The sequence below is a fragment of the Umezawaea sp. genome (assembly GCF_036375055.1).
Taxonomy (GTDB): Bacteria; Actinomycetota; Actinomycetes; order Mycobacteriales; family Pseudonocardiaceae; genus Umezawaea.
In genome coordinates this window covers 15,927-38,536 of sequence record NZ_DASUSQ010000165.1, presented here as the reverse complement: position 1 = coordinate 38,536, position 22,610 = coordinate 15,927, and the positions used below count along the sequence as shown (strand labels likewise).

The window sequence follows — 22,610 nt, the reverse complement described above, 5'->3', positions numbered from 1 at the left end:
TCCCTGCCCTGCTCGAAAAAAATGGGAACCGACCTACCGACGCGGCCTCGCGCTGGAGGGCCCCGTCCTCGTGGGCGGGGTTTTCGTGTCGGTGGGGTGTTCTACCGTCTCGGGTGTGCCAAACAAGGTTCGTGCCGCGCGTCCGCAGTACCGGTGTGCCGAGTGCGGGTTCGAGTTCGCCAAGTGGGTCGGTCGGTGCTCCGAGTGCCAGGCCTGGGGGAGCGTCGAGGAGCGCGGGTCGGCCACACCGCTGGCCCGGATCGTGGCCGGGGCGCCCACGTCCAGGGCGCGGCCCATCGGTGAGGTCGACATCGAGTCGGCGCGGGCCACGAAGACCGGCGTGGACGAGCTGGACCGGGTGCTCGGCGGGGGCATCGTGCCCGGCGCCGTCGTGCTCATGGCGGGCGAGCCGGGCGTCGGCAAGTCGACGCTGCTGCTGGAGGTCGCCTACCAGTGGTCGTCGAAGGTCGGCCGGAGCCTCTACCTGACCGGTGAGGAGTCCGCGGGCCAGGTGCGGCTGCGGGCCGAGCGGACCGGCAACCTGCACGGCGAGATGTACCTGGCCGCCGAGAGCGACCTGTCCGCCGTCCTCGGGCAGGTCGACGAGGTCAAACCCAGCCTGCTGATCATCGACTCGGTGCAGACCATGTCGTCGATGAACGTCGACGGCGTCGCGGGCGGCGTCAGCCAGGTGCGGACGGTGGCCGCGGGCCTGATCGCGCTCGCCAAGGAGCGCAACCTGCCGGTCGTGCTGGTCGGCCACGTCACCAAGGACGGCTCCGTGGCCGGGCCGAGGGTGCTGGAGCACCTGGTCGACGTGGTCCTCCAGTTCGAGGGCGACCGGCACTCCACGCTGCGGCTGCTGCGGGGCATCAAGAACCGCTACGGCGCGGCCGACGAGGTCGGCTGCTTCGAGCTGCGCGACGACGGCATCGTGGGCGTCCCCGACCCGTCAGGGCTGTTCCTGAGCCGCCGCGACCAGGCCGTGGAGGGCACGGCCGTGACGGTCATCGTGGAGGGCAAGCGGCCCATGCTCGGCGAGGTGCAGGCCCTCGTGGCGAAGACGAACCTCCCCGCGCCCCGCCGCGCGGTCAGCGGCCTGGACTCCGCCCGGATCGCGATGGCGCTGGCCGTGCTGGAGAAGCGCGGCAAGGTCAACCTGTTCCAGAAGGACGTGTTCACCGCGACCGTGGGCGGCATGAAGCTCACCGAACCCGCGGCCGACCTGGCCGTGGTCCTCGCCGTGGCGTCCGCGGAACGCGAGATCGCCCTGCCCGCCGACCTGGTGGTGCTGGGGGAGGTCGGCCTGGCGGGTGAGATCCGCCGCGTCAACGGCGTCGGCAAGCGGCTCGCGGAGGCGCTCAGGCTGGGCTTCACCAAGGCGCTGGTGCCGCCGGACGCCGGACCGCTGCCGGACGGGGTCCGGGCACTGGTGGCGCACGACCTCTTCACGGCGCTGGACGTGCTGGGGCTGAACAAGGGGAAGTGAGGCGGCCTACCGGCTGCTGGTGGCGTCCGGGCGGCCCTTGGGGGTCGTCGAGCGGCCCGTGGAGCGGCCCGTGGCCGAGCGGGAGGAGCGGCGGGCGCGGGTGGGGCGGAGCTGGTGGCCGTGGCGGTCGTCGTCCATCGCTGGTCCTCGCTTGCTCTCCGGCGTCGGGGTGGGCACCTCCCACACGGACCGGCGTCGAGAACGGTTCAACGGAAACGCCGAAGGCCCCCACGGCGTCGCCGTGAGGGCCTTCGGGACGAGCGGGTCCTACTCCGCCGACAGCAGCTGGGCGCAGCGGATCAGGCCCAGGTGGCTGTACGCCTGCGGGTGGTTGCCCAGCGAGCGCTCGGCGACCGGGTCGTACTCCTCGGGCAGCAGACCGGTGGGGCCCGCCGCGTCGACCATCTGCGCGAACAGCTCCTCGGCCTCAGTGCGCCTGCCGGTGAGCAGGTAGGCCTCGATCATCCAGGCCGCGCACAGGTGGAAGCCGCCCTCGTCGCCGGGGAGGCCGTCGTCGCGCCGGTAGCGGTAGACGGTCGAGCCGCTGCGCAGCTCGGCCTCGATCGCCGTCACGGTGGACTGGAAGCGCTCGTCCGCCGGGTCGATCAGACCCGACAGACCCACGTGCAACGACGCCGCGTCGAGGTCGTAGTCGTCGTACGCGGTGGTGAAGGACTGGGCCTCGTCCTTCCACCCGTTCTTCAGCACGTCGGTGGAGATCGTGTCCCGCAGGACCGGCCACGACGGGTCGACCGTGCGGCCGTAGGCCTCCGCCAGCTTCACCGCGCGGTCGATCGTGACCCAGCACATGACCTTGGAGTACACGTGGTGGCGCGGCGCGTGCCGCTCCTCCCAGATGCCGTGGTCGGGCTCGTGCCAGCGGCGGGCGACGGCCTCGGCCATGGCCTGCACCATCAGCCAGTCCTGGTCGGTCACCGAGCCGCGCGCCTCCGCCAGCGCCACGACGAGGTCGACCACGGGGCCGAACACGTCGAGCTGGACCTGCTGGTTCGCGAGGTTGCCCACGCGGACCGGGCGGGACCCGGCGTAGCCGGGGAGGGTGTCGATCACGGCTTCGGCACCGAGCATCGTGCCCTGCAACGTGTACAGCGGGTGCAGCCGCTCCGGACCGGGGAGCGTGGCGAGGACGCCGTGCACCCAGCCCAGGAACGCCTCGGCCTCGACCGTGGAGCCCACCGACACCAGCGCCTGGGCGGTCAGCGCCGCGTCCCGCAGCCAGCAGTAGCGGTAGTCCCAGTTGCGGATGCCGCCCAGCTCCTCGGGCAGCGACGTCGTCGCGGCCGCCATGATGGCGCCGGTGTCGGCGTGCACGAGGCCCTTGAGCGTCAGCGCCGAGCGCGACACCAGTTCGGTCTGCAACGGCGGGAGCTTGAGCGTCGCCGCCCAGTCCGACCAGTACGCGCCCGCGCGCTCCCGGCGGTCGGCCTCGCTGAGCGTGGCGTCGGACAGGTCGTCCGTGCCGCAGCGCAGTTCGAGGAGGACCGGGGCGCCCTCGCGCGGCCGGACGACCGCGCGAGCGGTCTCCTGGAGGCCGTCCGAGGTGATCTCCCAGTCGACGCCGGGGGACCGCAGCACCATCGGGTCGGACGTGCCGACCACGCGCAGGCCGTCGCGCTCGCGCAGCAGCCGCACGGGCACCTGGCCGAACTCCGGCCGCGGCGCGAACGTGATCACCGCGTTGGTGGAGCCGCTGATCCGCCGGACCAGGTCCGTGCGGTGCGAGGCGCTGAAGTGGTCCAGGTAGTCCGACACGAGCAGTCGGGACCACCGGGTCTCCACGATCATGGTTCCGGGCACGTAGCGCTGGCCCAGGGGCAGCGAGCCGTGCTCGGGCTTGATCGAGAAGTGGCCTGCCTCGGGGCCGCCGAGCAGGTCCGCGAAGACCGCGGCCGAGTCCGGCTCCGGGTGGCACAGCCAGTTGATCCGCGCGTCGGGCGTGACCAGCGCGACGGACCGCTCGTTGGCGAGCATCGTCAGCCGCTCGATCGGCACGGCCTGGTCGCCGTGCAGCCAGTTCCGCCGCTCCTCCAGGAGGAACGCCAGCACCGTGGCGACGTCGGTCGTGTCGTCGATCGTGTACTCGGCCAGGGACTCGCCCTCGCCGACCTTGATGCCGACGTCCGGCCCGGACAGCCGGGCGAACGCCTTCTCGTCGGTCACGTCGTCGCCGACGAAGACCGCGGCGGTCGCGCCGACCCGGTGGCGCAGCACGTCGAGGGCGTGGCCCTTGTCGGTCTGCACGACGGCCAGCTCGACGACGGCCTTGCCCTCGGTGACGTGGACGCCGTCCCACGTGCACGGCCCGGAGCGGACCGCGTCGAGCACGGACTGGCCGATCGAGGCCTCGGCGCGGCGGACGTGCACGGCGATGCTGGCGGGCTTGACCTCCAGGCCCACGCCCTCGTTGCCCGCTACCAGCTGCTCCAGCTCCGCTTCGAGCCTGCGGTGCAGCGCCTTGGCGTCGGCGTCGAGCGCGTGCACGAAGCCGACGTCGAACTCGGAGCCGTGGGATCCGACCAGGTGCACCTCGGACGGGAGCCGCGAGAGCGTCGCGAGGTCCCGCAGGGCGCGGCCGGAGATGACTGTCGTGGTGGTCTCGTGGAGCCCGGCCAGCGAGCGCAGCGCACCCACGGACTCGGGCAGCGGGCGGGCCTGTTCGGGATCGGCGACGATCGGTGCAAGTGTCCCGTCGTAGTCGCACGCCACCAGCAGTCGTGGGGTGCGAGCCAACTGCACGATCGCTCGGCGCAGGTCCGCGGGGAGGGCCTCGGCGGTCAACGCCCCTCCTCAGTCTCTTCGATGGGACAGGTCATGTGGTCTGAAGTGGTTCAGATCGCGGTCTGCGTGCCTAGAGCTTCGAGGAACGACCGCGCCCAACGGTCGACGTCATGGGTCAGAACTTGGCGTCGCAGGGCGCGCATCCTACGGCGGCCTTCGGCGGGGTCGATGGTGAGGGCGGACTCCAGGGCGTTCTTGACCCCGTCCAGGTCGTGGGGGTTGACCAGGTACGCGCTCGTCAGTTCCGCGGCTGCTCCGGCGAACTCGCTGAGCACCAGTGAACCACCGAGGTCGTACCTCGTCGCCACGTACTCCTTGCAGACGAGGTTCATGCCGTCGCGCACCGGGGTCACCACCATGACGTCGGCCGCGCTGAAGAACGCGGCCAGCTCCTCGCGGTCGACCGACTGGTGCAGGTAGTGCACGACCGGCCTCCCCACCCTGGCGAACTCCCCGTTGATCCTGCCCACGATCTGCTCGATGTCGCCCCGCATCTGCTTGTAGTGCTCGACGCGCTCGCGGCTCGGGGTGGCGAGCTGCACCATCGCCACGTCCTCCGGGTCGATCCGGCCGTTCTCCAGCAGCTCGTGCAGCGCCCGCAGCCGGACGTCGATGCCCTTGGTGTAGTCGAGGCGGTCCACCCCGAGCAAGATCTTCTTCGGGTTCCCGAGGTCGGACCGGATCTGCTTGGCCCTCGCCTGCACGTCCTTGCGGCGCGCCAGCGAGTCCAGCCCGGCCGAGTCGATCGAGATCGGGAACGCGCCCACCCGCACCGTGCGGTCGCCGACCTGCACGACACCGGGCCGGGTGCGCACGCCGACCGCGCCGCGGCTGGGCTCCAGGCCGACGAGGCGGCGGGCCAGCCAGAGGAAGTTCTGCGCGCCGCCGGGCCGGTGGAAGCCGACCAGGTCCGCGCCGAGGAGCCCGCGGATGATCTCCGTGCGCCACGGGAGCTGCATGAACAGCTCGACCGGGGGGAACGGGATGTGCAGGAAGAAGCCGATCTTCAGGTCGGGTCGCTGCTCGCGCAGCATCGCCGGGACGAGTTGCAGCTGGTAGTCCTGCACCCACACCGTCGCGCCCTGGGCGGCGACCTTCGCGGTCGCGTCGGCGAAGCGCTGGTTGACCCGCGTGTAGGCGTTCCACCAGTGCCGGTGGAACGCCGGGGGCGCGACCACGTCGTGGTAGAGGGGCCAGAGGGTGCCGTTGGAGAAACCCTCGTAGTAGTCCTGGACCTCGTCGGCGCTCAACCGCACCGGGTGGAGCTGGAGGCCTGCCTCCTCGAACGCCTCGACCTCGGCGTCCGCGACACCGGGCCAGCCGATCCACGCGCCGCTGTGCGTGCGCAGGAACGGTTCCAGCGCGCTGACCAGTCCGCCGGGGCTGTGCTTCCACCGCTCGGTGCCGTCGGGAAGCCGTTCGAGGTCGACCGGGAGGCGGTTCGCCACTACCAGGAAATCCGCCCCGTTCTCGCCAATGCCGCTCACCGGAAACGCGCCTCCTGTGCTCGATTCGCCCAGCCCGAGGGTAGAGGGCCGGTACCTCGGGGAATGCCCTCCCGTCGCGGCCGTCACACCGAGTTCACCCGACTCGACGCGGTGCGCGTCGTCACGAACCGCCGTTCGAGCAGGCTCAGCCCGCTGCGCACGGGCCGGGCGAGGTGCTCGCCGAGCACGACGCCACCCGCCAGGGCCAGTGCGACGCCGGTCGCCAGCACGAGCGTCGACAGGCCTTCGGAGTCACCTTCGGCCGTGAGCTGGTACAGCCCCCGGTAGACCGTCCAGCCGGGCAGCAGCGGCGTTATCCCCGCGACCGAGACGACCAGCGTCGGGATCCTCAGCCGCCGCGACAGGACCGCGCCGCCGAACCCGACGAGCGTGGCCGCGACCGCCGAGCTGGTGATCGCGTTGGTCCCCGTCACCGCCAGCAGGCCGAACGACGTCGTGCCCACCGCGCCCGCGACGGCCGCCACCAGCAGCGCCCTCGGCTGGGCGTAGCTCGCCATCGCGAAGAAGAACGACGTCGCCGAGCCCGCCGCGAACTGCACCGGCACGTCGGTGATCAGCGCGGGCAGCGGTTCGGCGATCGAGGTCCGCACGCCGAACTGGACGCCCGCCCGCAGCGCGAGCGCGACCCCGGAGATCAGGCCCGCGGTGAGCAGGACGATCTCCATCGTCCGGCCTGCCGCGGTGACGTTGTAGCCGCTGATCGCGTCCTGCACGGTGCTGACCAGCGACAGGCCGGACAGCAGCACCACGATGCCCACCGCCACCAGCAACGACGGCCGCACGGTCGGCAGCAGGTCCGTCGCGTACATCACCAGCGCCACCGCGGTCGCCAGCCCGCCGCCGACCACCTGCTGGAAGAAGAACGGCAGGTTCCGCCGGTTCAGCAGCCGCCCGACCCGGTCGATCACCGCGGTCACGACCGCGGCCAGCAGCGCCAGCAGCAGCCCGCCGCCCACGAGCACCGCGACCGCCGCCGCCATGCCCGCCCACGCCGCCGTGGCGACCCAGCGCGGGTACGGGTGCGGCGCGGTCGTGATCCGGTCAAGCTCGGCGTAGGCGTCGCGGGCCGTCGCCGAGCCCGCCTTCATCCGGCCGATCAGGTGCTCCAGCTCCGCGAGCCGGGTGAAGTCCAGGCTCCGCGAGCGCACCACCCGCAGGGTGGTGATCGGCGCGGCCTCGGTGCCCCGGTGGCAGCACACCGTGATCGCGGTGAAGGTCACATCCACCTCGGTGTGGGGAAGGCCATACGCGCCGGTCACGTCGATGATGGTGGCCGTGACGTCCGCCGCTCCGACGCCACTGGCCAGCTGCGCCTCACCGACCCGCAGCGCCAGGTCCAGCACCAGGTGCACCGTCGCCTCGTCCAACGGCTCGGGGCCGAACACCGCCGTGCGCTGTTCGTGCTGGTCAGTGCCGATTTTCCGAGTTCGGCGCAGCCAGGCGGGGCGTGCACTGCCGAGGCCCACCCGGAGCCACCTCCTCTGATTCGTCCCGTGGGGGATCGAGTCGCCACGCCCGACCGTTGCACATTTCGGTCTGTGTCGTCGGACACCCCTGAACGGATTACCCAGGCAGGGGGATCCGGTCACGCAGAGTTGATCATGGAGTGGTAGTGGTCAGGGGGTCTGTGCAGGGATTTCACGTTCTTCGGGAGACCTCCGAACGTGGCCCGTGACTCCATTCGGAGCAGTCGACACGCACCTGGTCCACGACGTTCGCCGCAGGTGACAGCCCCTATGGGCGCTTAGGATGTCCCAGGCCTCATGGCCGCGCCGGTGTAGCTCAATTGGCAGAGCACTCGCCTTGTAAGCGAAAGGTTAGGGGTTCAAGTCCCCTCACCGGCTCCACCCCTGGCCAGCGTCCTCCGCGGGCCGTCCCGGACCGACGACCGGATCGGCCCCCTCCCACGCGGCCTGCGGCACGCGGGGCTTCGCGGGGGTGGTCGAACGCCTGGTCGTGGAGCCCGACGAGTCACGACCGCGGCCCTGCGCCGTGCCGGTGGACCGTCCGGGTGCGGGCAACCCCGCCCGGTCGCGAACCGCCTGGGCCGTCCCTCCCGCACGTCCCGCGGAGGAGCGGCACGTCCGCGTCAGCCCGAGGACTGCTCGTCCGCGGTGGACGTGACATCGTGGACGCATGGCCTACCTCCCGGAAGAGTCGCGCTACGACCGCATGTCCTACCGCAGGTCCGGACGCAGCGGACTGAAGCTGCCCGCCATCTCGCTCGGCCTGTGGCACAACTTCGGCGACGACCGGCCGTACGAGTCGGGGCGGGCGATCGTGCGGCGGGCGTTCGACCTCGGCATCACGCACTTCGACCTGGCGAACAACTACGGCCCGCCGTACGGGTCGGCCGAGACGAACTTCGGCAGGCTGCTGGTCGACGACCTGCGGCCCTACCGGGACGAGCTGGTGGTGTCCACGAAGGCCGGCTACGACATGTGGCCCGGTCCGTACGGCGACTTCGGCTCGCGGAAGTACCTGCTGTCCTCCCTGGACCAGTCGCTGGGGCGGATGGGGCTCGACCACGTCGACATCTTCTACTCGCACCGGTTCGACCCGGAGACGCCGCTGGAGGAGACCGTCGGCGCGCTGGTGAGCGCCGTCCAGCAGGGCAAGGCGCTCTACGTCGGCATCTCGTCCTACTCGGCGACGAAGACCCGCGAAGCCGCTGAACTGCTGCGGCAGGCCGGTGTGCCGCTGCTGATCCACCAGCCGTCGTACTCGATGCTGAACCGCTGGATCGAGCCGGAGCTGCTGGACGCGCTGGAGGAGATCGGCGCGGGCTGCATCGCGTTCTCGCCGCTCGGCCAGGGGATGCTGACCGACAAGTACCTCGGCGGCGTGCCGGAGGGGTCGCGGGCCACGCAGGGCAAGTCGCTGTCGACGGACCTGCTGTCGGACGAGAACCTGGCGCGGGTGCGGGCGCTGAACGAGATCGCGGCAGGCCGCGGGCAGTCGCTGGCTCAGCTCGCGCTCACGTGGGCGCTGCGGGACCAGCGGGTCACCTCGGCGCTGATCGGCGCCAGCTCGGTGGAGCAGCTGGAGGCCAACGTCGCGGCGCTGGACGCGCCGCCGCTGACCGACGACGAGATCACGGCGATCGACGAGCACGCCGTCGAGTCCGGGATCGACCTCTGGGCGCCCTCACACGCCGTCTAGTCGCACGGTGAACGCGGTGCGGCCGGGCTCGCCGCTCAGCTCGACGGTGCCGCCGTGCGCGGCGACCAGGGAGTGCACGACGGCGAGCCCGAGCCCGCTGCCGCCGCGCTGGCGGGTCCGGGAGTCGTCGACGCGGTAGAAGCGGTCGAAGATGCGGGACTGGTCGGCCTCGGGGATGCCGGGGCCGGAGTCGGCCACGACCACGCCGGTCCGGAACACCGCCAGCGACACGGCGGTGCCCGGCGGCGTGTGCACGGCGGCGTTGGTGAGCAGGTTGTCGAGCACCTGCCGCAGCCGCATCGGGTCGGCCCTCAGCCGGACCCGACCGGTGCCGAGGTCCGTGCTCAGCGGGTGGTCGGGGTACGCGGCGGTGAACGCGCTCGCGGCGTCCGACGCCAGCTCGGCCAGGTCCACGTCCTGGAGCCGCAGCGGCGTCTCGACCTCGGCGGAGTCCAGGCGCGCGAGCAGCAGCAGGTCGTCCAGCAGCAGGCTCATCCTGGACGCCTCGCCGCGCATCCTCTCCAGGTGCGCCTCGCGTTCCGCGGGCTCGTTGGCGGCGGCGTAGCGGAACAGGTCGGCGTAGCCGCGCAGCGACGTCAGCGGGGTGCGCAGCTCGTGCGAGGCGTCCGCGACGAACCGGCGCAGCCGCTGCTCGGCGGCCGTGCGGGCGGCCAGCGACGAGTCGATGTGGTCGAGCATCGTGTTGAACGCGGTCCGCAGCTCCTCGACCTCGACGCCGCCGCCCTCGCCGGAGGCGCGCACCGGCAGCCGCCCGGAGTCGGTGAGGTCGCGGGTCGAGATGGTGTGCGCGGTGTCGGCCATGTCGCTCAACGGCCGCAGCCCGCGCCGCAGCACGCCCCGACCGATCAGCACGAACGCGACCAGCGCCGCCAGGAAGACCACGGCCTCCAGGCTGATCAGCTCCCGCAGGATGCTGTCGCGGTCGCCGGTCGGCGCGGCGCTGACCAGCACCACGCCGTCGACGACCCCGCACGCCCGCACCCGGTACGTGCCTTCGCCGTAGAGGTGGACGGTGCGGTACACGTCGCCGCCCCTGGCCTCCTTGGCGACCTCGGTCAGCTCGTCGAGGTCGTTCGGCCGGTCACCGCTCTTGGGCTCGGCCTTCCCGTCCTGGACGGTGTAGACGATCGAGTACCAGCCCTGCGGGACCTTCTTCACCGTGCCGTAGTTCTTCACCGTCTCGGTCTCGGCGATCTGCGCGAGCCGCATCTGCTCGTCGAGCTTGCCGTCGAGGTAGCTCCGCATGCTGGTCCACATGACCGTGCCCACGGCCGCGAACACGACCAGGGCCAGCGCGCCGAGGCTCAGCACCAGCCGCGTGCCCAGGGTGAGCTTGCGCGGCCGGAGCCCCTTCCTCACGGAGACGCCTGTCGCAGCACGTAGCCGACGCCGCGGACGGTGTGGATCAACGGCTCCTCGCCGTCGTCGAGCTTGCGCCGCAGGTGCGACACGACCAGCTCGACCACGTTGGAGCGCCCGCCGAAGTCGTACTCCCACACGTGGTCGAGGATCTGGGCCTTGGTCAGCACGGCGGGGGAGCGGCGCATCAGGTAGCGCAGCAGCTCGTACTCGGTGGGGGTGAGCGTGACGACCCGGCCGCCGCGCCGCACCTCGCGGGTGTCCTCGTCCAGCGCCAGGTCCGCCACCTTCAGCACCGACCGCTGCCACGCCGGACCGGTGCTGCGGCGCAGGACGGCTCGCAGCCGCGCCATCAGCTCCTCGACGGAGAACGGCTTCACGAGGTAGTCGTCGCCACCCCTGGTGAGCCCCGCGACGCGGTCGGCCGTGCCGTCCCGCGCGGTGAGGAACACCACGGGCACCATCGTGCCGGACGCGCGCAGCCGGTCCAGGACGGAGAACCCGTCGATGTCCGGGAGCATCAGGTCGAGCACCACGATGTCGGGGTGGAAGTCCACGGCCCCCTTGACCGCCGCCTCGCCGCTACCCGCGGTGACGGCCTGCCAGCCCTCGTAGCGGGCCACCGTGGCGACCAGGTCTGCGATGTGCGGCTCGTCGTCGACGACGAGCAATCGAACCGAATCGGCCTTGTCCACGTGCACATGGTGAGGCACCGCCCTTCCGGGGGCGAGGCGATCGGACCCCTCCAGGCCGATCAACAGCTAGTCGACAGCATCCGCTCAGTCGGCGCTTAGCTGGGCCGACCAAGCTGCGAGGAGACAACGGCCAAGAGGAGCACGCCCGTGACCACCGTTCAGACACCGCCAGGCGCGACGCAGGTCCAGGCGGGCGGCACCACCAGCCCCGCGACCGTGGCCAGGACCGGCCTGTACGCACTGATGGGCGCCAACGTCGTCGCCGTGACCTACTTCTTCGCCCAGAGCGGGTTCGGCACGAACGCGCTCCTCCTGCTCGGCCGCGTCACGGGCCTGTACGCCGCGCTGACGATGGCGTTCCAGTTCCTGCTGATCGCCAGGCTGCCGTGGTTCGACCGCAGGATCGGGATGGACCGGCTGACGACGTGGCACCGCTGGACCGGCTTCACGCTGCTGTGGACGCTGGTCGCGCACGCCGTGTTCATCACCCTCGGCCTGGCCCAGCAGTCCGAGCTGTCGCCGGTCGACCAGTTCGTCGACCTGGCGACCACGGTCGAGGGCGTGCTGCGGGCCGTCGTCGCGCTGGTGCTGATCATCGTGATCGGCGGCGCGTCCGCCCGGTTCGCCCGGCGCCGGATGGCCTACGAGACCTGGCACTTCATCCACTTCTACGCCTACGTGGCCGTGGTGCTGGCGTTCACCCACCAGGTCGCGATCGGCTCGACGTTCATCTCGTCGCCCGCCGCCACGGCCTACTGGTGGGGGCTGTGGGCGTTCGCGCTGGGCTCCGTCGTGGTCGGCCGGTTCGGGCTGCCGCTGTGGCGCAACCTGCGCCACCGGCTGCGGGTCGCCGCCGTCGTGCCGGAGGCCCACAACGTGGTGTCGATCTACATCACGGGCAAGGACCTGGACAAGATCCCGGCCAGGGCGGGCCAGTTCTTCCTGTGGCGCTTCCTGACCCCCGACCGCTGGTACAAGGCCAACCCGTTCTCGCTGTCCGCCGCGCCGGACGGCCGTTCGCTGCGGCTCACGGCCAAGGCGCTCGGCGAGGGCAGCGCGAGCCTGCGCGGCATCCGGGTCGGCACCCGCGTGTTCGCCGAGGGCCCGTACGGCGCGTTCACGTCGATGCACCGCACGCGGCCGAACACCGTGCTCGTCGCGGGCGGCGTCGGGATCACCCCGATCCGGGCGCTGCTGGAGGAGATCCGCGGCCACGTGGTCGTGCTGTACCGGGTGAGCAACCCGAACGACGCCGTGCTGATGAACGAGCTGCGCAGCCTCGCCCACGCCCGCGGCGCGATCCTGCACCTGCTCACCGGGCCGTCCAGCGCGCCGACGCCCCGCGGTCCGATGCTCGGCCCGCACAGCCTGGTCGGGATGGTCCCCGACATCCGCGACCGCGACGTGTTCGTCTGCGGCCCGCCCGCGATGACCCGCGCGGTGGTGGACAGCCTCCGCGAGCTGAAGGTCCCCAAGCAGCAGGTGCACGCCGAACGCTTCAGCATGGCCGGTTGAGAGAGGACGACATGAAGATCCACAGGGCAATCCCCGTCGCCGTGCTGTCGGTGGCCGGACTCGTGCCGCTCTGGCAGTACGAGGCGCACACCGCGAGCACCACCGAGGTCGCCGCCGAGGCGGGTGTCGTGCCGGAGGCGCAGACCTCGTCCGAGGCGCCCTCGGCCACCGCGCCGGACGGCTCGGGCTACGGCACCGGGACGCCGCCCGCGACCACCACGACCAAGCCGCCCGCCACGGCCGCCGCGAAGACGGTCAACGGCAAGCTGGTCAAGACCGTCCACGGCGACGTCCAGGTGCAGGTCACCTTCACCGGCAACAAGATCACCGCGGTCAAGCTGCTCAAGCAGCCCAACACCGGACCGACGAAGTCGGCCGTCCCGACGCTGATCGAGGAGACCCTCCAGGCCGGGACCGCGGACGTCGACAGCGTGTCGGGCGCGACCCAGACCAGCGAGGCGTACGTCCAGTCCCTCCAGTCCGCCATCGACGCCAGGGGGAACTAGCCGTGCTGGCGGGGGTGCGCAGGGTCGAGCACATCATGGGGTTCCCCATCTCGGTGGACCTGCGCGACGGCGACGAGCGGTCGCACGACGCGGTGGAGGGGGCGTTCGCCTGGCTGCGCGAGGTGGACGCCCGCTTCAGCCCGTTCCGCGAGGACAGCGAGGTCGCCCGCCTCAGCCGGGCCGAGCTGGAGCCCGCCGACCTCAGCGACGAGCTGGCGCACGTGATCGACCTGTGCGACTTCTACGAGGAGAGCACCGGCGGCGCGTTCACGTCGTGGCTGCCCGGCCGGGGGTTCGACCCGTGCGCCATCGTCAAGGGCTGGGCGGTGCAGGGCGCGGCCGAGATGCTGCACGACGCGGGCGCGCGCCGGTTCTGCGTGAACGCGGGCGGCGACGTCGTCACGTTCGGCGAGTCCGAGCCCGGCGTGCCGTGGCGGGTCGGCGTTCGGCACCCGGAGCGCGCGGACCAGCTGTGCGTCGTGCTGGAGCTGCGCGACGGGGCCGCGGCCACGTCCGCGTCCTACGAGCGCGGCGACCACATCATCGACGGCCGGACCGGCGAGCCTGCCCGCGGCCTGCTCAGCATCACCGTCGTGGCGAAGGACCTGACCACGGCCGACGCGGCGGCCACGGCCGCGTACGCGATGGGCGTGGAGGGCATCGCCTGGGCGGCGGCCCAGCCGGGCTGCGAGGTGTTCGCGGTGGACTCGCAGCGCCGGGTGTTCCGCACGCCGGGCCTGCCGGTGGCGGCCTAGGCGCGGGGGCGCAGGCCGTCGAGCAGCAGGTCGAGCATCCGGCCCGCCTGCTCGCGCTGCTCCGGCTCGCCCGCCGCGAGCGACACCCCGCTCAGGCTGAGCAGCACGTCGCCCGCGTTCACCCCCGGCTTGGTCACACCCGCGGCCGCGGTGGCGGCGAGCAGCGTCGCGAGCGCGTCGTGGAGGCGCCGCCTGCTGTGCGCGAACGGGTTGCCGCCGGAGGAGATCACCGCGTGCAGGGCGTCCTTGAGCCCCCGCTTCGTGCTGATGTAGTCGAGGAACCGGTCCATCCACGTCCGGAGCGCCTCCTCGGGGGAGACCGTCGCCACGAGTTCCGCCGCCGCGTCGCACACCTCGTCCAACCGGGAGCGGTAGGCGGCCTCGATGAGCGCCTCCCTGGTCGGGAAGTGCCGGTAGAGCGTGCCCATCCCGACGCCCGCGTCCTTGGCGATCGTGTCGACGGTGGCGTCGAGCCCCTGCTCCACGAACAGGCGGAACGCGGACGCCACCAGCCGGTCGCGGTTGCGCTGGGCGTCCGCGCGCAGCGGTTTCGCCTCGCTGTCCGGCACGTCGCCTCCTCGGGCCGCTCGACGGAGTTCGCTCCGCTTCCAGCCTACCGGCGGCTAGCCCGCGAACCGGGACGGCCGGAGCCCGGACAGCATCAGCCGGAGGCCGTGCTCGAACCGCTCCTCCGGGTCGGTGTCCAGTTCCGCACGGGCCCGAGCGGTGAGGGGGAAGCGGTCGTCGGCGTCCGGTGTGGACCGGTCGGTCTGCTCCGCCTGCACCTCGACGGTGAAACCCTGGGCGCAGGAGTGGACGGACGTGATGCCGCGGGCCGCGTCCCGGACGGTGAAGCCCGCGTCGCACGGGGTCCGCAGCGCGAGTTCCACCGGACGGCCCAGCACGGCGTTGCTCAGGTGCGTGCCGGACGGGACGCGGGCGCCGTCGCGGTAGGCGGGCATCGTCGTGCTGAGGCCGCGCGCGGTCCCCGCGGTCCACTCCACCCACGACCCGCCCCGGCGCGGAGTCTCCAAACCGGACAGTGCGTCGGCGAAGATCGTCGCCGCCATGTCGTCGAGCGGCTCGCGCTCGTTCTTCACGTGCCAGTGGGGCGCGGGCGCCCGGACGTCCAGATCCGCGGCGATCCGGCGCGGCGTCAGGTCGTCCAGGCCGACCTCGTTGAGCTGCTCCAGCGCGGTCCTCACGCTCACCGTCCGGTCCAGGCGCATCGCCACACCATAAGCGCGCCAACGGGAATCGGACCGCGGGACGTGTCGGAGCGTCGACCGGGGGTGACGGTACGCACAGGGCTCTGCTATCTTGCTGTGCAAGGGAGTTCTGCTCCCGCTCCACGGATGTTGATCAAGAGCAAGTCGGGTTTCGCGCTCGGGGCGAGACCCGAACTGCTGTGGACCAACCCGTGGAAGGGCGGCCCGGCGCACTCGTCTTCGGGAGCTTGTGCGCCGGGGCCGTCCACCCCTCCGCCGCGGTCAGACGTACCGCGACTCGTCGAACTCCTCGCCCGACGCGGACCTGCCGAGGTCGCGGCCGAGTTCGGTCAGCTCGTCCACGAGCTCCAGCCCGACGAGCCAATCCCTTGGCAGGGCAGCGGTTCCGTGCAGCGCGCCGAGGATGTTGCCGGTGAGCGCCGCCGTCGCGTCGCTGCCGCCCGAGTGGTTCGCCGCCGCGCGGAGCGCGTCCACGAACTCCGACTTCCTCGGGTACACGAGGACGGTGTGGACGGCTATCGCCAACGCCTCCGGCCCGGTCCACCCGCTGCCCAACCGGTCGACGCGCACCGAGTCCAACCCGAGTTCGCGGTGCTCCTCGGCGAACACGACGGCCCGGTTCAACGCGTTCGCGGTGTACGGGTCGTCCCGCAGCACCCGGCCGATCACCTGGTCCACCGCCTCGCGCACCGGCCGCCCGCGCACCGCGAGCAGGTGCACCAGCAGCGCCAGCGCCCCACCCGACACCCAGCCGCCCGTACCGCCGTGCGTGAGCGCGGCGAACCGGCAGCCGAGGTCGTACGCGATGGCCGCGCTCGGGGCGAACCCGGCGGGCGCGGTGCGGGTGACGCCGTTGCAGCCCGACGACTCGTTGTGCGGGGCCTCCGGCGTCGGCGGCACGTCCGCCGCCAGCGCGCGCAGGCACGTGAGCCCCGGCGACCGGCTGGAGTACAGCCGCTCGTTCGCCAGCAGACCCGTCGCGCCCGGCTCGGGAGCGGCGATCTGCTGCGTGACCAGCCACCGCCGGTAGCTGTGCCAAACCGTTTCGATCGGCTCCCAGCCACCCGTCTTGCGGCCGTGCACGTAGGCCCGCAGGTACCCGTCCGCCGTGAAGAGGGTGAGCTGCGTGTCGTCCGTGATCAGCGCGGGCCGCGGGGGCGCCACCACCCCTTCGGGGCCGTGGTCGCGCTGGATGTCGGCCCAGCCCAGGTACTGCACCGGTGCGCCCAACGCGTCGCCGAGCGCCCCTCCGAGCAGGCACGCGGCTCCACGGTCGACCACCGCCAAAGGGTCGCGCGGCACATGCCCTCCTGCTCTGCCGGTCGTGAGCCCAGAACCCTAGTCGTCCCGTCCACGTCCGGTCACCGGAGTCGTGCGTTACCGAACCAAGTTGGTGTGGCAGGTATCTGACACGGGTCTTGCCACACCTGAACCAATGACTGTTTCGAACACCGAGGGCGGGGGTGGGCATGGCGGAGGGGGAGCACGGCGGTCGCAGCGGTACCGGACTGGAGTTCGGGGTGCTCGGGCCGCTCCAGGTGCTCGTCGACGGCCGTGCGCTGGTGCTCGGGCGCAAGGGGATGCGCGGGCTGCTCGCCATGCTGGTGCTGGAGGCGAACCGGGTCGTGCCGATCGACGAGATCGTCGACCGGATCTGGGCGGACGACCCGCCCGCCACCGCCAGGACCATCGTGCACGGGTACGTGTCGAAGCTCCGCAAGATGCTGGAGGAGGCCGACCCGTCCGGGTCGGCGGCCATCCTGACCAGCCCGCCCGGCTACCAGCTGTCGGTCGACCCGTGGCGGCTGGACCTGCACCGGGCCCGCCAGCTGATCTCGTCGGCGCGCGGGAAGCCCGCGCCGACGAGGGCCGGGCTGCTGCGCGAGGCCCTGGGGCTGTGGCGGGGCCAGGTGCTGGCCGACGTGCCGGGCAACCCGATCACCACCGACCTGGACGAACTGCGGATGTCGGCCGTCGAGGACCGCATCGACGCCGAGCTGGAGCTGGGCCGCCACCTCGAACTCGTCGGGGAACTGCGGCAGCTCGTCACCGAGCACCCGTTCCGCGAACGGCTCGTCGCGCACTCGATGCGCGCCCTCTACCGCTCCGGCCAGCGGGCCGACGCGCTGGAGGCCTACCAGCGGTTCCACCGGCGCGCCGTGGAGGAGCTGGGCATCGACCCCGGCCCCGACCTGCGGCAGCTGCACGAGCAGGTGCTGCGCGACGACCCGGTGCTCAGCGACCCCGGCGGCACCGACCGGCGGGTCGTGGAACCGCGGCCGGGCGTGGTCGTGCCGCAGCAGCTGCCCGCCGCCGCGGGCGGGTTCGTCGGCCGCGCCGCCGAACTCGGCTGGCTCGACCGGCTGTGCGCCCAGCGCGACCCGTCCGCCACCACGATCGCGGTGGTCGACGGCGCCGCGGGCATCGGCAAGACCGAGCTGGCCGTGACCTGGGGCCACCGCAACGCCGAGCTGTTCCCCGGCGGGGCGCTGTTCGTGCCGATGCACGGCTTCGAGGGCGACCGCAGGCCGGTCGAGCCCTCCGAGGTGCTGGCCCGGTTCCTGCACGCCCTCGGCGTGCCGCCGGACGCCGTGCCCGACGACCTGCCCGACCGCGTCGGCCTCTACCGCTCGCTGCTGGCCCGCCGCCGCGTGCTGGTCGTGCTGGACGACGCGTGGGACCCCGACCACGTCCGGCTGCTGCTGCCGCCCGGCGCGGGCTCCCTCGTGCTGATCACCTGCCGCCGCAGGCTCGAAGGCCTCGTGGTCAGCAACAGCGCCCGGATGCTGACGGTGGGGGCGCTCAGCGCCGCCGAGTCGATCAGGCTGGTCGACGAGGTCGTCGGCGAGCCCGTGTCGGAACGGGACCCGGCGGCGGCGCGCAAGCTCGTGGAGCTGTGCGGGTACCTGCCGCTGGCGCTGCGCATCGCGGCGGCCAGGCTGGCGCTGAGTCCGGAGTGGACGCTCGAGGAGCTGGTCGCCCAGCTCTCCGACGACGACAACCGGCTGAGCCTGCTCGACCTGCCCGACGCGGGCGTGGGCGTCCGGCGCGCCCTGGAGGTCTCCTACCGCACCCTGGCACCGGAGCTGACGGACGCGCTGCGGGCGGCGGGACTGGTACCGGGCCGCTGGGTGAGCCCGCACGCCGTCGCCGCGATCTGCGACGTCGACGTGCGGACCGCCGGGTCGCGGCTGGCCGACCTCGCTTCCGCGCACCTGCTGGAGGAGCGGTGGCCGGGCGGGTTCGTGCTGCACGACCTGGTCCGGCTGTTCGTCCGCGAGGTCGCGGGCGACCCGGCGTCGCGGACCGCCGCGCTGAGAGCGCTCATGCGGCACTACCTGGCGGCGTGCGACCACGCCCGCAGGCTCATCCGGCCCAGCAAGGACGGGCTGGCCTTCGCCACCGACTCCGCGCGCGACGGGCCCGGCACGTCCGCCGAGGCCCTGGCCTGGTTCGACCGCGAGTGGCCGAACGTCGTGGCGCTGGTGCACGCCGGGTCGGAAGCCGGACTGCACCAGCAGGTCTGGCAGCTCGTCCGGCTGGTCCACACCTACTGCCTGGCCAGGACCGTCGTGCGCGAGTGGGTCGCGCTCGTCGGCTTCGGGCTGGCCTCCGCACGGGTCAGCGGCGACGAACTGGGCGAGATGCTGCTGCTGCACGCCGTCAACGCCACCAGCGCCCGGCTCGGGATGCTGGCGTCGTCGTTACCCGAGGCCCGGCGCGCGCACCGGATCGCCGTCGCCCTCGGCGACCCCCGCTACCAGGTGCTCACCCTGGGCCAGCTCGCCAACGCGCTCGCCGCCGTCGGCGAGCACGAGGAAGCCCTGCTGCACCACTGGGCGTCGATCGACCTCGCCAAGCGCGAGGACGACGTGCTCGGCCAGGCGACCGGGCTCAACAACGTGGCCCAGGTCGAGCAGTCGCTCGGCCGCCGCGAGGTCGCCGCCGCCCACCAGTTCCAGGCGATGGAGATCTACCACCGCGCCGGTGACGAGCGCGCCTACGTGCTGGCCGTGAACAACCTCGCGGAGCTGTACGTCGAGCTGGGACGGCTCCGCGAGGCCGAGGAGTACGCCCGGCAGGGCGTCGAACTCGCCCACTCGGGCGCCATGCCGTTCGAGGAGGCGTTCGGGCGGCAGGTGCTCGGCGCGGTCCTCGCCAGGCGGGCCGAACGGGTCGCCGCGCAGGCCGAGCTGACCGAGTCGCTCCGGCTCTTCGAGCAGGTGGGCTCACCGCGTGCGGTGTCGGTCAGGACGGCACTGGAGCTCTTGACCTCCGAGGTTTAGCGGCTGTTTAGCCCTCGGGGGGCCTGATCTGGCAATTTGGTCGTGGGCGCTGATCAAGCATCGGCTGCTCAGCGCCTGGGTGGCACTTGAGGGGGGAACTCAAGGGGGGCGCCACCCAACCGGTCGGCCGGCATTCGGGGGAGAGTGCCGGCCGACCGGTGCCGCATCCAGCCGACTCCGGTGGTCCCGCGGCGGTTCGTGCCGCGCGTGACGACCACCCGCCCGCCTCCACCGCGTGAACGGCCCGACCGGGCCGCTCGGCCCGGCGGTCCGGGTGGTCCGGTGGGTGTTCTCCTCGGTCCTGGCTCGCTTGGCCCGCTTGGCCCGGTGGTCCGTTCGGTGTCCCCGGTCGCTCCTGGTCCGGTCGGCCTCGGTGGTCCGGTCGGTGTCCCGGTCAGGCCTGGCCCGCTCGGCCCGGTGATCCGCTCCTGGTGACCCGCGGCGGGTCTGGTGGCCAGCTCAGCCGCACCACCCGGATCCAGTCGCGTCCAGGCCGCCCCCTGCGCCAGCCGCCCCACCCGGCCGCCGCGGTTCGGAACAGCCGGTCGTCGCGCGAAATCGGGGGTCCCCCTGCGTGCGAGGCCCCCGACATCGAACGCTACAACGCGGTACCGACACAGAATTTGAATCGATCTTGGAATTTCCTAGTCCGCGCACACCGGGAGCAACTCGGGGCGTTTCGGGGCCAGGCCGTCGCCGGCGGACTCGCCCCTGACGAGCCTGCCCACGAACGGCACGACGTGTTCGCGCGCCCATTTCAGGTCGCGGCGGCGCTGCGTCATCCAGCGGGACTCCTCCGAAGGCGGCCACGGTGTGTCCCACGCCTCTTCGGTCTTGTAGCCGAGCACTTCGGCGGTGCGCAACGCCACACGGCGGTGGCCCTCCGGGGACAGGTGGAGGCGGTCCTCGCTCCACGCCCTCGGGTCGTGCAGGACGGACATCGCCCACAGGTCGACGACGTGGCAGTGGTAGCGGTCCGCGACCGACCACAGGTGGGTGTTGTAGATGGCGATCTTGCCGCGCAGCGAGCGCAGCAGCGGGGTGGTCTTGGTGTCGAAGCCGGTGAAGACGATGACCTCGCTGCCCGCGGCGCGCAGGTCGGCGACGGCGATCTCGTAGACCTCGGCCAGCGCGTCCGGGTCCGTGCCGGGGGTGAGGATGTCGTTGCCACCCGCGCAGAACGCGACGAGGTTCGGCTTCAACGCCGTGGCCAGCGGCAACTGCTCCTCGACGATCTCGTGCAGCGTCTTGCCGCGGATGGCGAGGTTGGCGTAGCGCAAACCGCTGTGGTGGGTGGAGATCAGCGCCGCGAACCGGTCGGCCCACCCCATGAAGTGACCGTCGGGGCCGGGGTCGTCCATGCCCTCGGTGAAGCTGTCCCCGAGCGCGACGAAGCTGCTCAATTCCTGCACCTGCGATCCCTCCCTCTGCGCGACCGGCCCAGATCCCCTCCAAGGTCGCGCGAACAGCATGCCCCCGGCCCGTGCGACCGCGCTACCGAGGTGATGGAACCGTAGTTCGCGATCCGCGCAAAGGTAAACCCAATTGGTCGGGAATGGATTCCCGCGCACCCGAGTTCGTGGTGCGGTCGTGTCCCTTGATCACTCTTTCGAGGGAGGGATGCGCGCATTGGGCGGTTTATCGCAATTCACACCCTAGGATTTGCCGTTCCGCACACCGATCGCGCCTGGAGAGGTCTTGCCTGTTCGTCCACCCCTGCCCGTCATCTCCGTCGGGGCCGTCGCCGTGTTCACGGGGCTCGCGTTCGGCCTGTGGCTCGGAGCGTCCGCGGAGCACCCCCGCGGCGAGAGCGGCGGCGCGGACCCGAGCAGCAGCGGCGACCCCGAGGTCCGCCAGAGCGGCGGCGACCTGCCCCCGATGGACTTCGAGGGCCGGGTGCAGACCACGACCCCGCGCCCGTCGAAGGCGTCCACGACGGCCCGGCCGTCAGCGGTGGCGGAGTCGTCGGCCGTCGAGTCGTCCTCGGCCGAGCCCACCCCCGCGGCGAGCAGCGCGGTCGGGGTCACGCCCACGCCGGAACCGCCCACCCTGCCGTCGATCCCGGAGGTCGCGGCCAGCTCGATCGTCGGGCCGCCGTCGTCCTCGGTGTCGATCGGCACCTGAAAGGCCCGGTGCGGAGGAGCGCCGCCGCCGATCAACTCCTCCGCACCGGGGTCTGGGCCGGCGCGGGGGAGCGCCGCCGCCGATCATCTCCCCCGCGCCGGTGTTCTGGGGGCCGGTGCCCCGGCCGGGATCAGCCGCCCGCCACGGCGTCGAGCGCCGGTTCGACGGGCAGGTCGGCGTACGCCGAGCGCAGCCGCAGCTCGGCGGCCGGGCTCGTGCCGATGGCGTCGAGGCCCAGCAGCGCGGCTCCCACGACCGGCGGCAGGTCGACCACGCGGATGCGGGCCAGCGGCGCCGACCGGGCCAGGCGCTCGCGCACCGCGCCGACGACGACGTCACCCGTGCCGGTCAGCACACCGCCGCCGAGCACGACGTCCACCGGCTCGGCCAGCAGGTCGAGCCGCCGCAGGGACACCTCGGCGAGCACGCTGACCTCCTCGACCAGCCGCTCCACGACCTCCTGCGCCACCCGGTCACCGGAGGCGGCCACGTCGAACAGCACCTGGCACAGCGCGTGCTCGTCCGCCTCCGCCTCGCCGAAGTGGATCCGCTCCACGGCCTCCGCGGCGGTCGTCGTGCCGAAGTGCGCGACCACGGCGGGCAGCAGCGCGGTGGACGCCCCCCTGCCGTCCTCCGCCCGCACGGCCAGCCACAGCGCCTCGCTGCCGATGTGGCCGCCACCGCCCCAGTCGCCGGAGATCCGGCCCAGCGCGGGGAAGCGGTGCGTGCGACCGTCCTCGGCGACGCCGACGCAGTTGATGCCCGCGCCGCACACCACGGCGACGCCGATGCCGTCGGTGGTGCCCGCCCGCAGCAGCGCGAACGTGTCGTTGCCGACGACCGACGTCTCCGACCAGCCGTGCCGCTCGACCTCCGCCGTCAGCTCCTGCTCCTCGCGCGGCAGGTCGGCCCCGGCGAGGTAGGCCGCGGTGTGCCTCGCCACCCGTTCGTCCGGGGACAGCCCTGCCTGCCGGGCCGCCTCGCGGACGAGCCCGTCGAACACCTCCAGGCTGCGCCGCAGGCCGACGTTCTGCGGAGAGGCACCCGGCCCGCGCACCTGCGCGAGCACCTGCCCGTCCGCGTCGACCAGCAACACGGCTGTCTTGCTGTTCCCGCCGTCGATGGCGAGCACCCGGTCGGTCATGCGTTCTGGCTCCTCGTA

18 protein-coding genes and 1 tRNA gene are annotated in these 22,610 nt (G+C 72.5%); 8 read left to right on the top strand and 11 right to left on the bottom strand.

Annotated features, from left to right (window positions below; genetic code table 11):
• The first annotated feature begins 115 nt into the window (after positions 1-115).
• On the top strand, positions 116-1,489 hold the full coding sequence (gene radA, locus VFZ92_RS38870; protein WP_330882498.1) for a DNA repair protein RadA: 1,374 nt from the start codon (positions 116-118) through the stop codon (positions 1,487-1,489).
• Between the two features lie 6 nt (positions 1,490-1,495).
• Here radA and VFZ92_RS38865 read toward each other — a convergent pair whose 3' ends face one another.
• From VFZ92_RS38865 to VFZ92_RS38850, 4 genes are all read right to left on the bottom strand, one after another.
• Entirely contained in the window at positions 1,496-1,627 is a 132-nt protein-coding gene (locus tag VFZ92_RS38865) for a hypothetical protein (RefSeq protein ID WP_330882496.1), read from the bottom strand.
• 129 nt (positions 1,628-1,756) lie between these two features.
• Positions 1,757-4,288 (bottom strand): trehalose-phosphatase, encoded by a 2,532-nt coding sequence (otsB, locus tag VFZ92_RS38860; RefSeq protein WP_330882494.1) that lies wholly within the window; start codon positions 4,286-4,288, stop codon positions 1,757-1,759.
• 50 nt (positions 4,289-4,338) lie between these two features.
• A complete protein-coding gene (locus VFZ92_RS38855; protein WP_330882492.1) occupies positions 4,339-5,775 on the bottom strand; it encodes a trehalose-6-phosphate synthase in 1,437 nt (478 codons plus the stop codon).
• An 83-nt stretch (positions 5,776-5,858) separates the two neighbouring features.
• Complete coding sequence (locus VFZ92_RS38850) at positions 5,859-7,181, bottom strand: threonine/serine ThrE exporter family protein (RefSeq protein ID WP_330882490.1); 1,323 nt, start codon at positions 7,179-7,181, stop codon at positions 5,859-5,861.
• Positions 7,182-7,567: 386 nt separating this feature from the next.
• Here VFZ92_RS38850 and VFZ92_RS38845 point away from each other — a divergent pair.
• Together VFZ92_RS38845 and mgrA are read left to right on the top strand one after the other, a co-directional pair.
• Positions 7,568-7,643 (top strand) — tRNA-Thr (locus VFZ92_RS38845).
• A 289-nt stretch (positions 7,644-7,932) separates the two neighbouring features.
• Entirely contained in the window at positions 7,933-8,958 is a 1,026-nt protein-coding gene (mgrA, locus tag VFZ92_RS38840; RefSeq protein ID WP_330882488.1) for an L-glyceraldehyde 3-phosphate reductase, read from the top strand.
• Here mgrA and VFZ92_RS38835 read toward each other — a convergent pair.
• Positions 8,944-10,338, bottom strand: coding sequence for a sensor histidine kinase (locus VFZ92_RS38835; RefSeq protein WP_330882486.1), 1,395 nt, complete (start codon positions 10,336-10,338; stop codon positions 8,944-8,946). The two genes, mgrA and VFZ92_RS38835, sit on opposite strands and share 15 nt — an antisense overlap.
• Positions 10,335-11,033, bottom strand: a complete 699-nt coding sequence (locus VFZ92_RS38830) for a response regulator transcription factor (protein WP_330882484.1) — start codon at positions 11,031-11,033, stop codon at positions 10,335-10,337. The genes VFZ92_RS38835 and VFZ92_RS38830 overlap by 4 nt, the downstream gene beginning before the upstream one ends.
• A gap of 147 nt (positions 11,034-11,180) precedes the next feature.
• Here VFZ92_RS38830 and VFZ92_RS38825 point away from each other — a divergent pair, with 147 nt between their 5' ends.
• Genes VFZ92_RS38825 through VFZ92_RS38815 form a run of 3 tightly spaced genes read left to right on the top strand, consistent with a single transcriptional unit; the run spans position 11,181 to position 13,809 of the window.
• Positions 11,181-12,548, top strand: coding sequence for a ferredoxin reductase family protein (locus VFZ92_RS38825; RefSeq protein ID WP_414720109.1), 1,368 nt, complete (start codon positions 11,181-11,183; stop codon positions 12,546-12,548).
• A gap of 11 nt (positions 12,549-12,559) precedes the next feature.
• Positions 12,560-13,054 carry an FMN-binding protein gene (locus tag VFZ92_RS38820; RefSeq protein ID WP_330882482.1) on the top strand — a complete coding sequence of 165 codons (495 nt, stop codon included), beginning with the start codon at positions 12,560-12,562 and terminating at the stop codon, positions 13,052-13,054.
• A 2-nt stretch (positions 13,055-13,056) separates the two neighbouring features.
• On the top strand, positions 13,057-13,809 hold the full coding sequence (locus VFZ92_RS38815) for an FAD:protein FMN transferase (protein ID WP_330882479.1): 753 nt from the start codon (positions 13,057-13,059) through the stop codon (positions 13,807-13,809).
• On the opposite strand, the gene VFZ92_RS38810 is transcribed toward VFZ92_RS38815, so the two are convergent.
• The 3 genes from VFZ92_RS38810 to VFZ92_RS38800 form a co-directional block, all read right to left on the bottom strand.
• On the bottom strand, positions 13,806-14,378 hold the full coding sequence (locus VFZ92_RS38810; protein ID WP_330882477.1) for a TetR/AcrR family transcriptional regulator: 573 nt from the start codon (positions 14,376-14,378) through the stop codon (positions 13,806-13,808). The two genes, VFZ92_RS38815 and VFZ92_RS38810, sit on opposite strands and share 4 nt — an antisense overlap.
• A gap of 54 nt (positions 14,379-14,432) precedes the next feature.
• Positions 14,433-15,038 carry a TetR/AcrR family transcriptional regulator C-terminal domain-containing protein gene (locus tag VFZ92_RS38805; RefSeq protein ID WP_330882475.1) on the bottom strand — a complete coding sequence of 202 codons (606 nt, stop codon included), beginning with the start codon at positions 15,036-15,038 and terminating at the stop codon, positions 14,433-14,435.
• 261 nt (positions 15,039-15,299) lie between these two features.
• On the bottom strand, positions 15,300-16,319 hold the full coding sequence (locus VFZ92_RS38800; RefSeq protein ID WP_330882473.1) for an ADP-ribosylglycohydrolase family protein: 1,020 nt from the start codon (positions 16,317-16,319) through the stop codon (positions 15,300-15,302).
• 188 nt (positions 16,320-16,507) lie between these two features.
• Here VFZ92_RS38800 and VFZ92_RS38795 point away from each other — a divergent pair, with 188 nt between their 5' ends.
• On the top strand, positions 16,508-19,324 hold the full coding sequence (locus VFZ92_RS38795) for an AfsR/SARP family transcriptional regulator (RefSeq protein WP_330882471.1): 2,817 nt from the start codon (positions 16,508-16,510) through the stop codon (positions 19,322-19,324).
• Between the two features lie 644 nt (positions 19,325-19,968).
• Here VFZ92_RS38795 and VFZ92_RS38790 read toward each other — a convergent pair.
• Complete coding sequence (locus VFZ92_RS38790) at positions 19,969-20,736, bottom strand: SGNH/GDSL hydrolase family protein (RefSeq protein WP_330882469.1); 768 nt, start codon at positions 20,734-20,736, stop codon at positions 19,969-19,971.
• 286 nt (positions 20,737-21,022) lie between these two features.
• On the opposite strand from VFZ92_RS38790, the gene VFZ92_RS38785 reads away from it, so the two are divergent.
• Positions 21,023-21,448 (top strand): hypothetical protein, encoded by a 426-nt coding sequence (locus VFZ92_RS38785; RefSeq protein WP_330882467.1) that lies wholly within the window; start codon positions 21,023-21,025, stop codon positions 21,446-21,448.
• Between the two features lie 130 nt (positions 21,449-21,578).
• Here VFZ92_RS38785 and VFZ92_RS38780 read toward each other — a convergent pair whose 3' ends face one another.
• Positions 21,579-22,592: an N-acetylglucosamine kinase gene (locus VFZ92_RS38780; RefSeq protein WP_330882465.1), complete on the bottom strand. Its 1,014-nt coding sequence runs from the start codon at positions 22,590-22,592 to the stop codon at positions 21,579-21,581.
• Positions 22,593-22,610 lie beyond the last annotated feature (18 nt).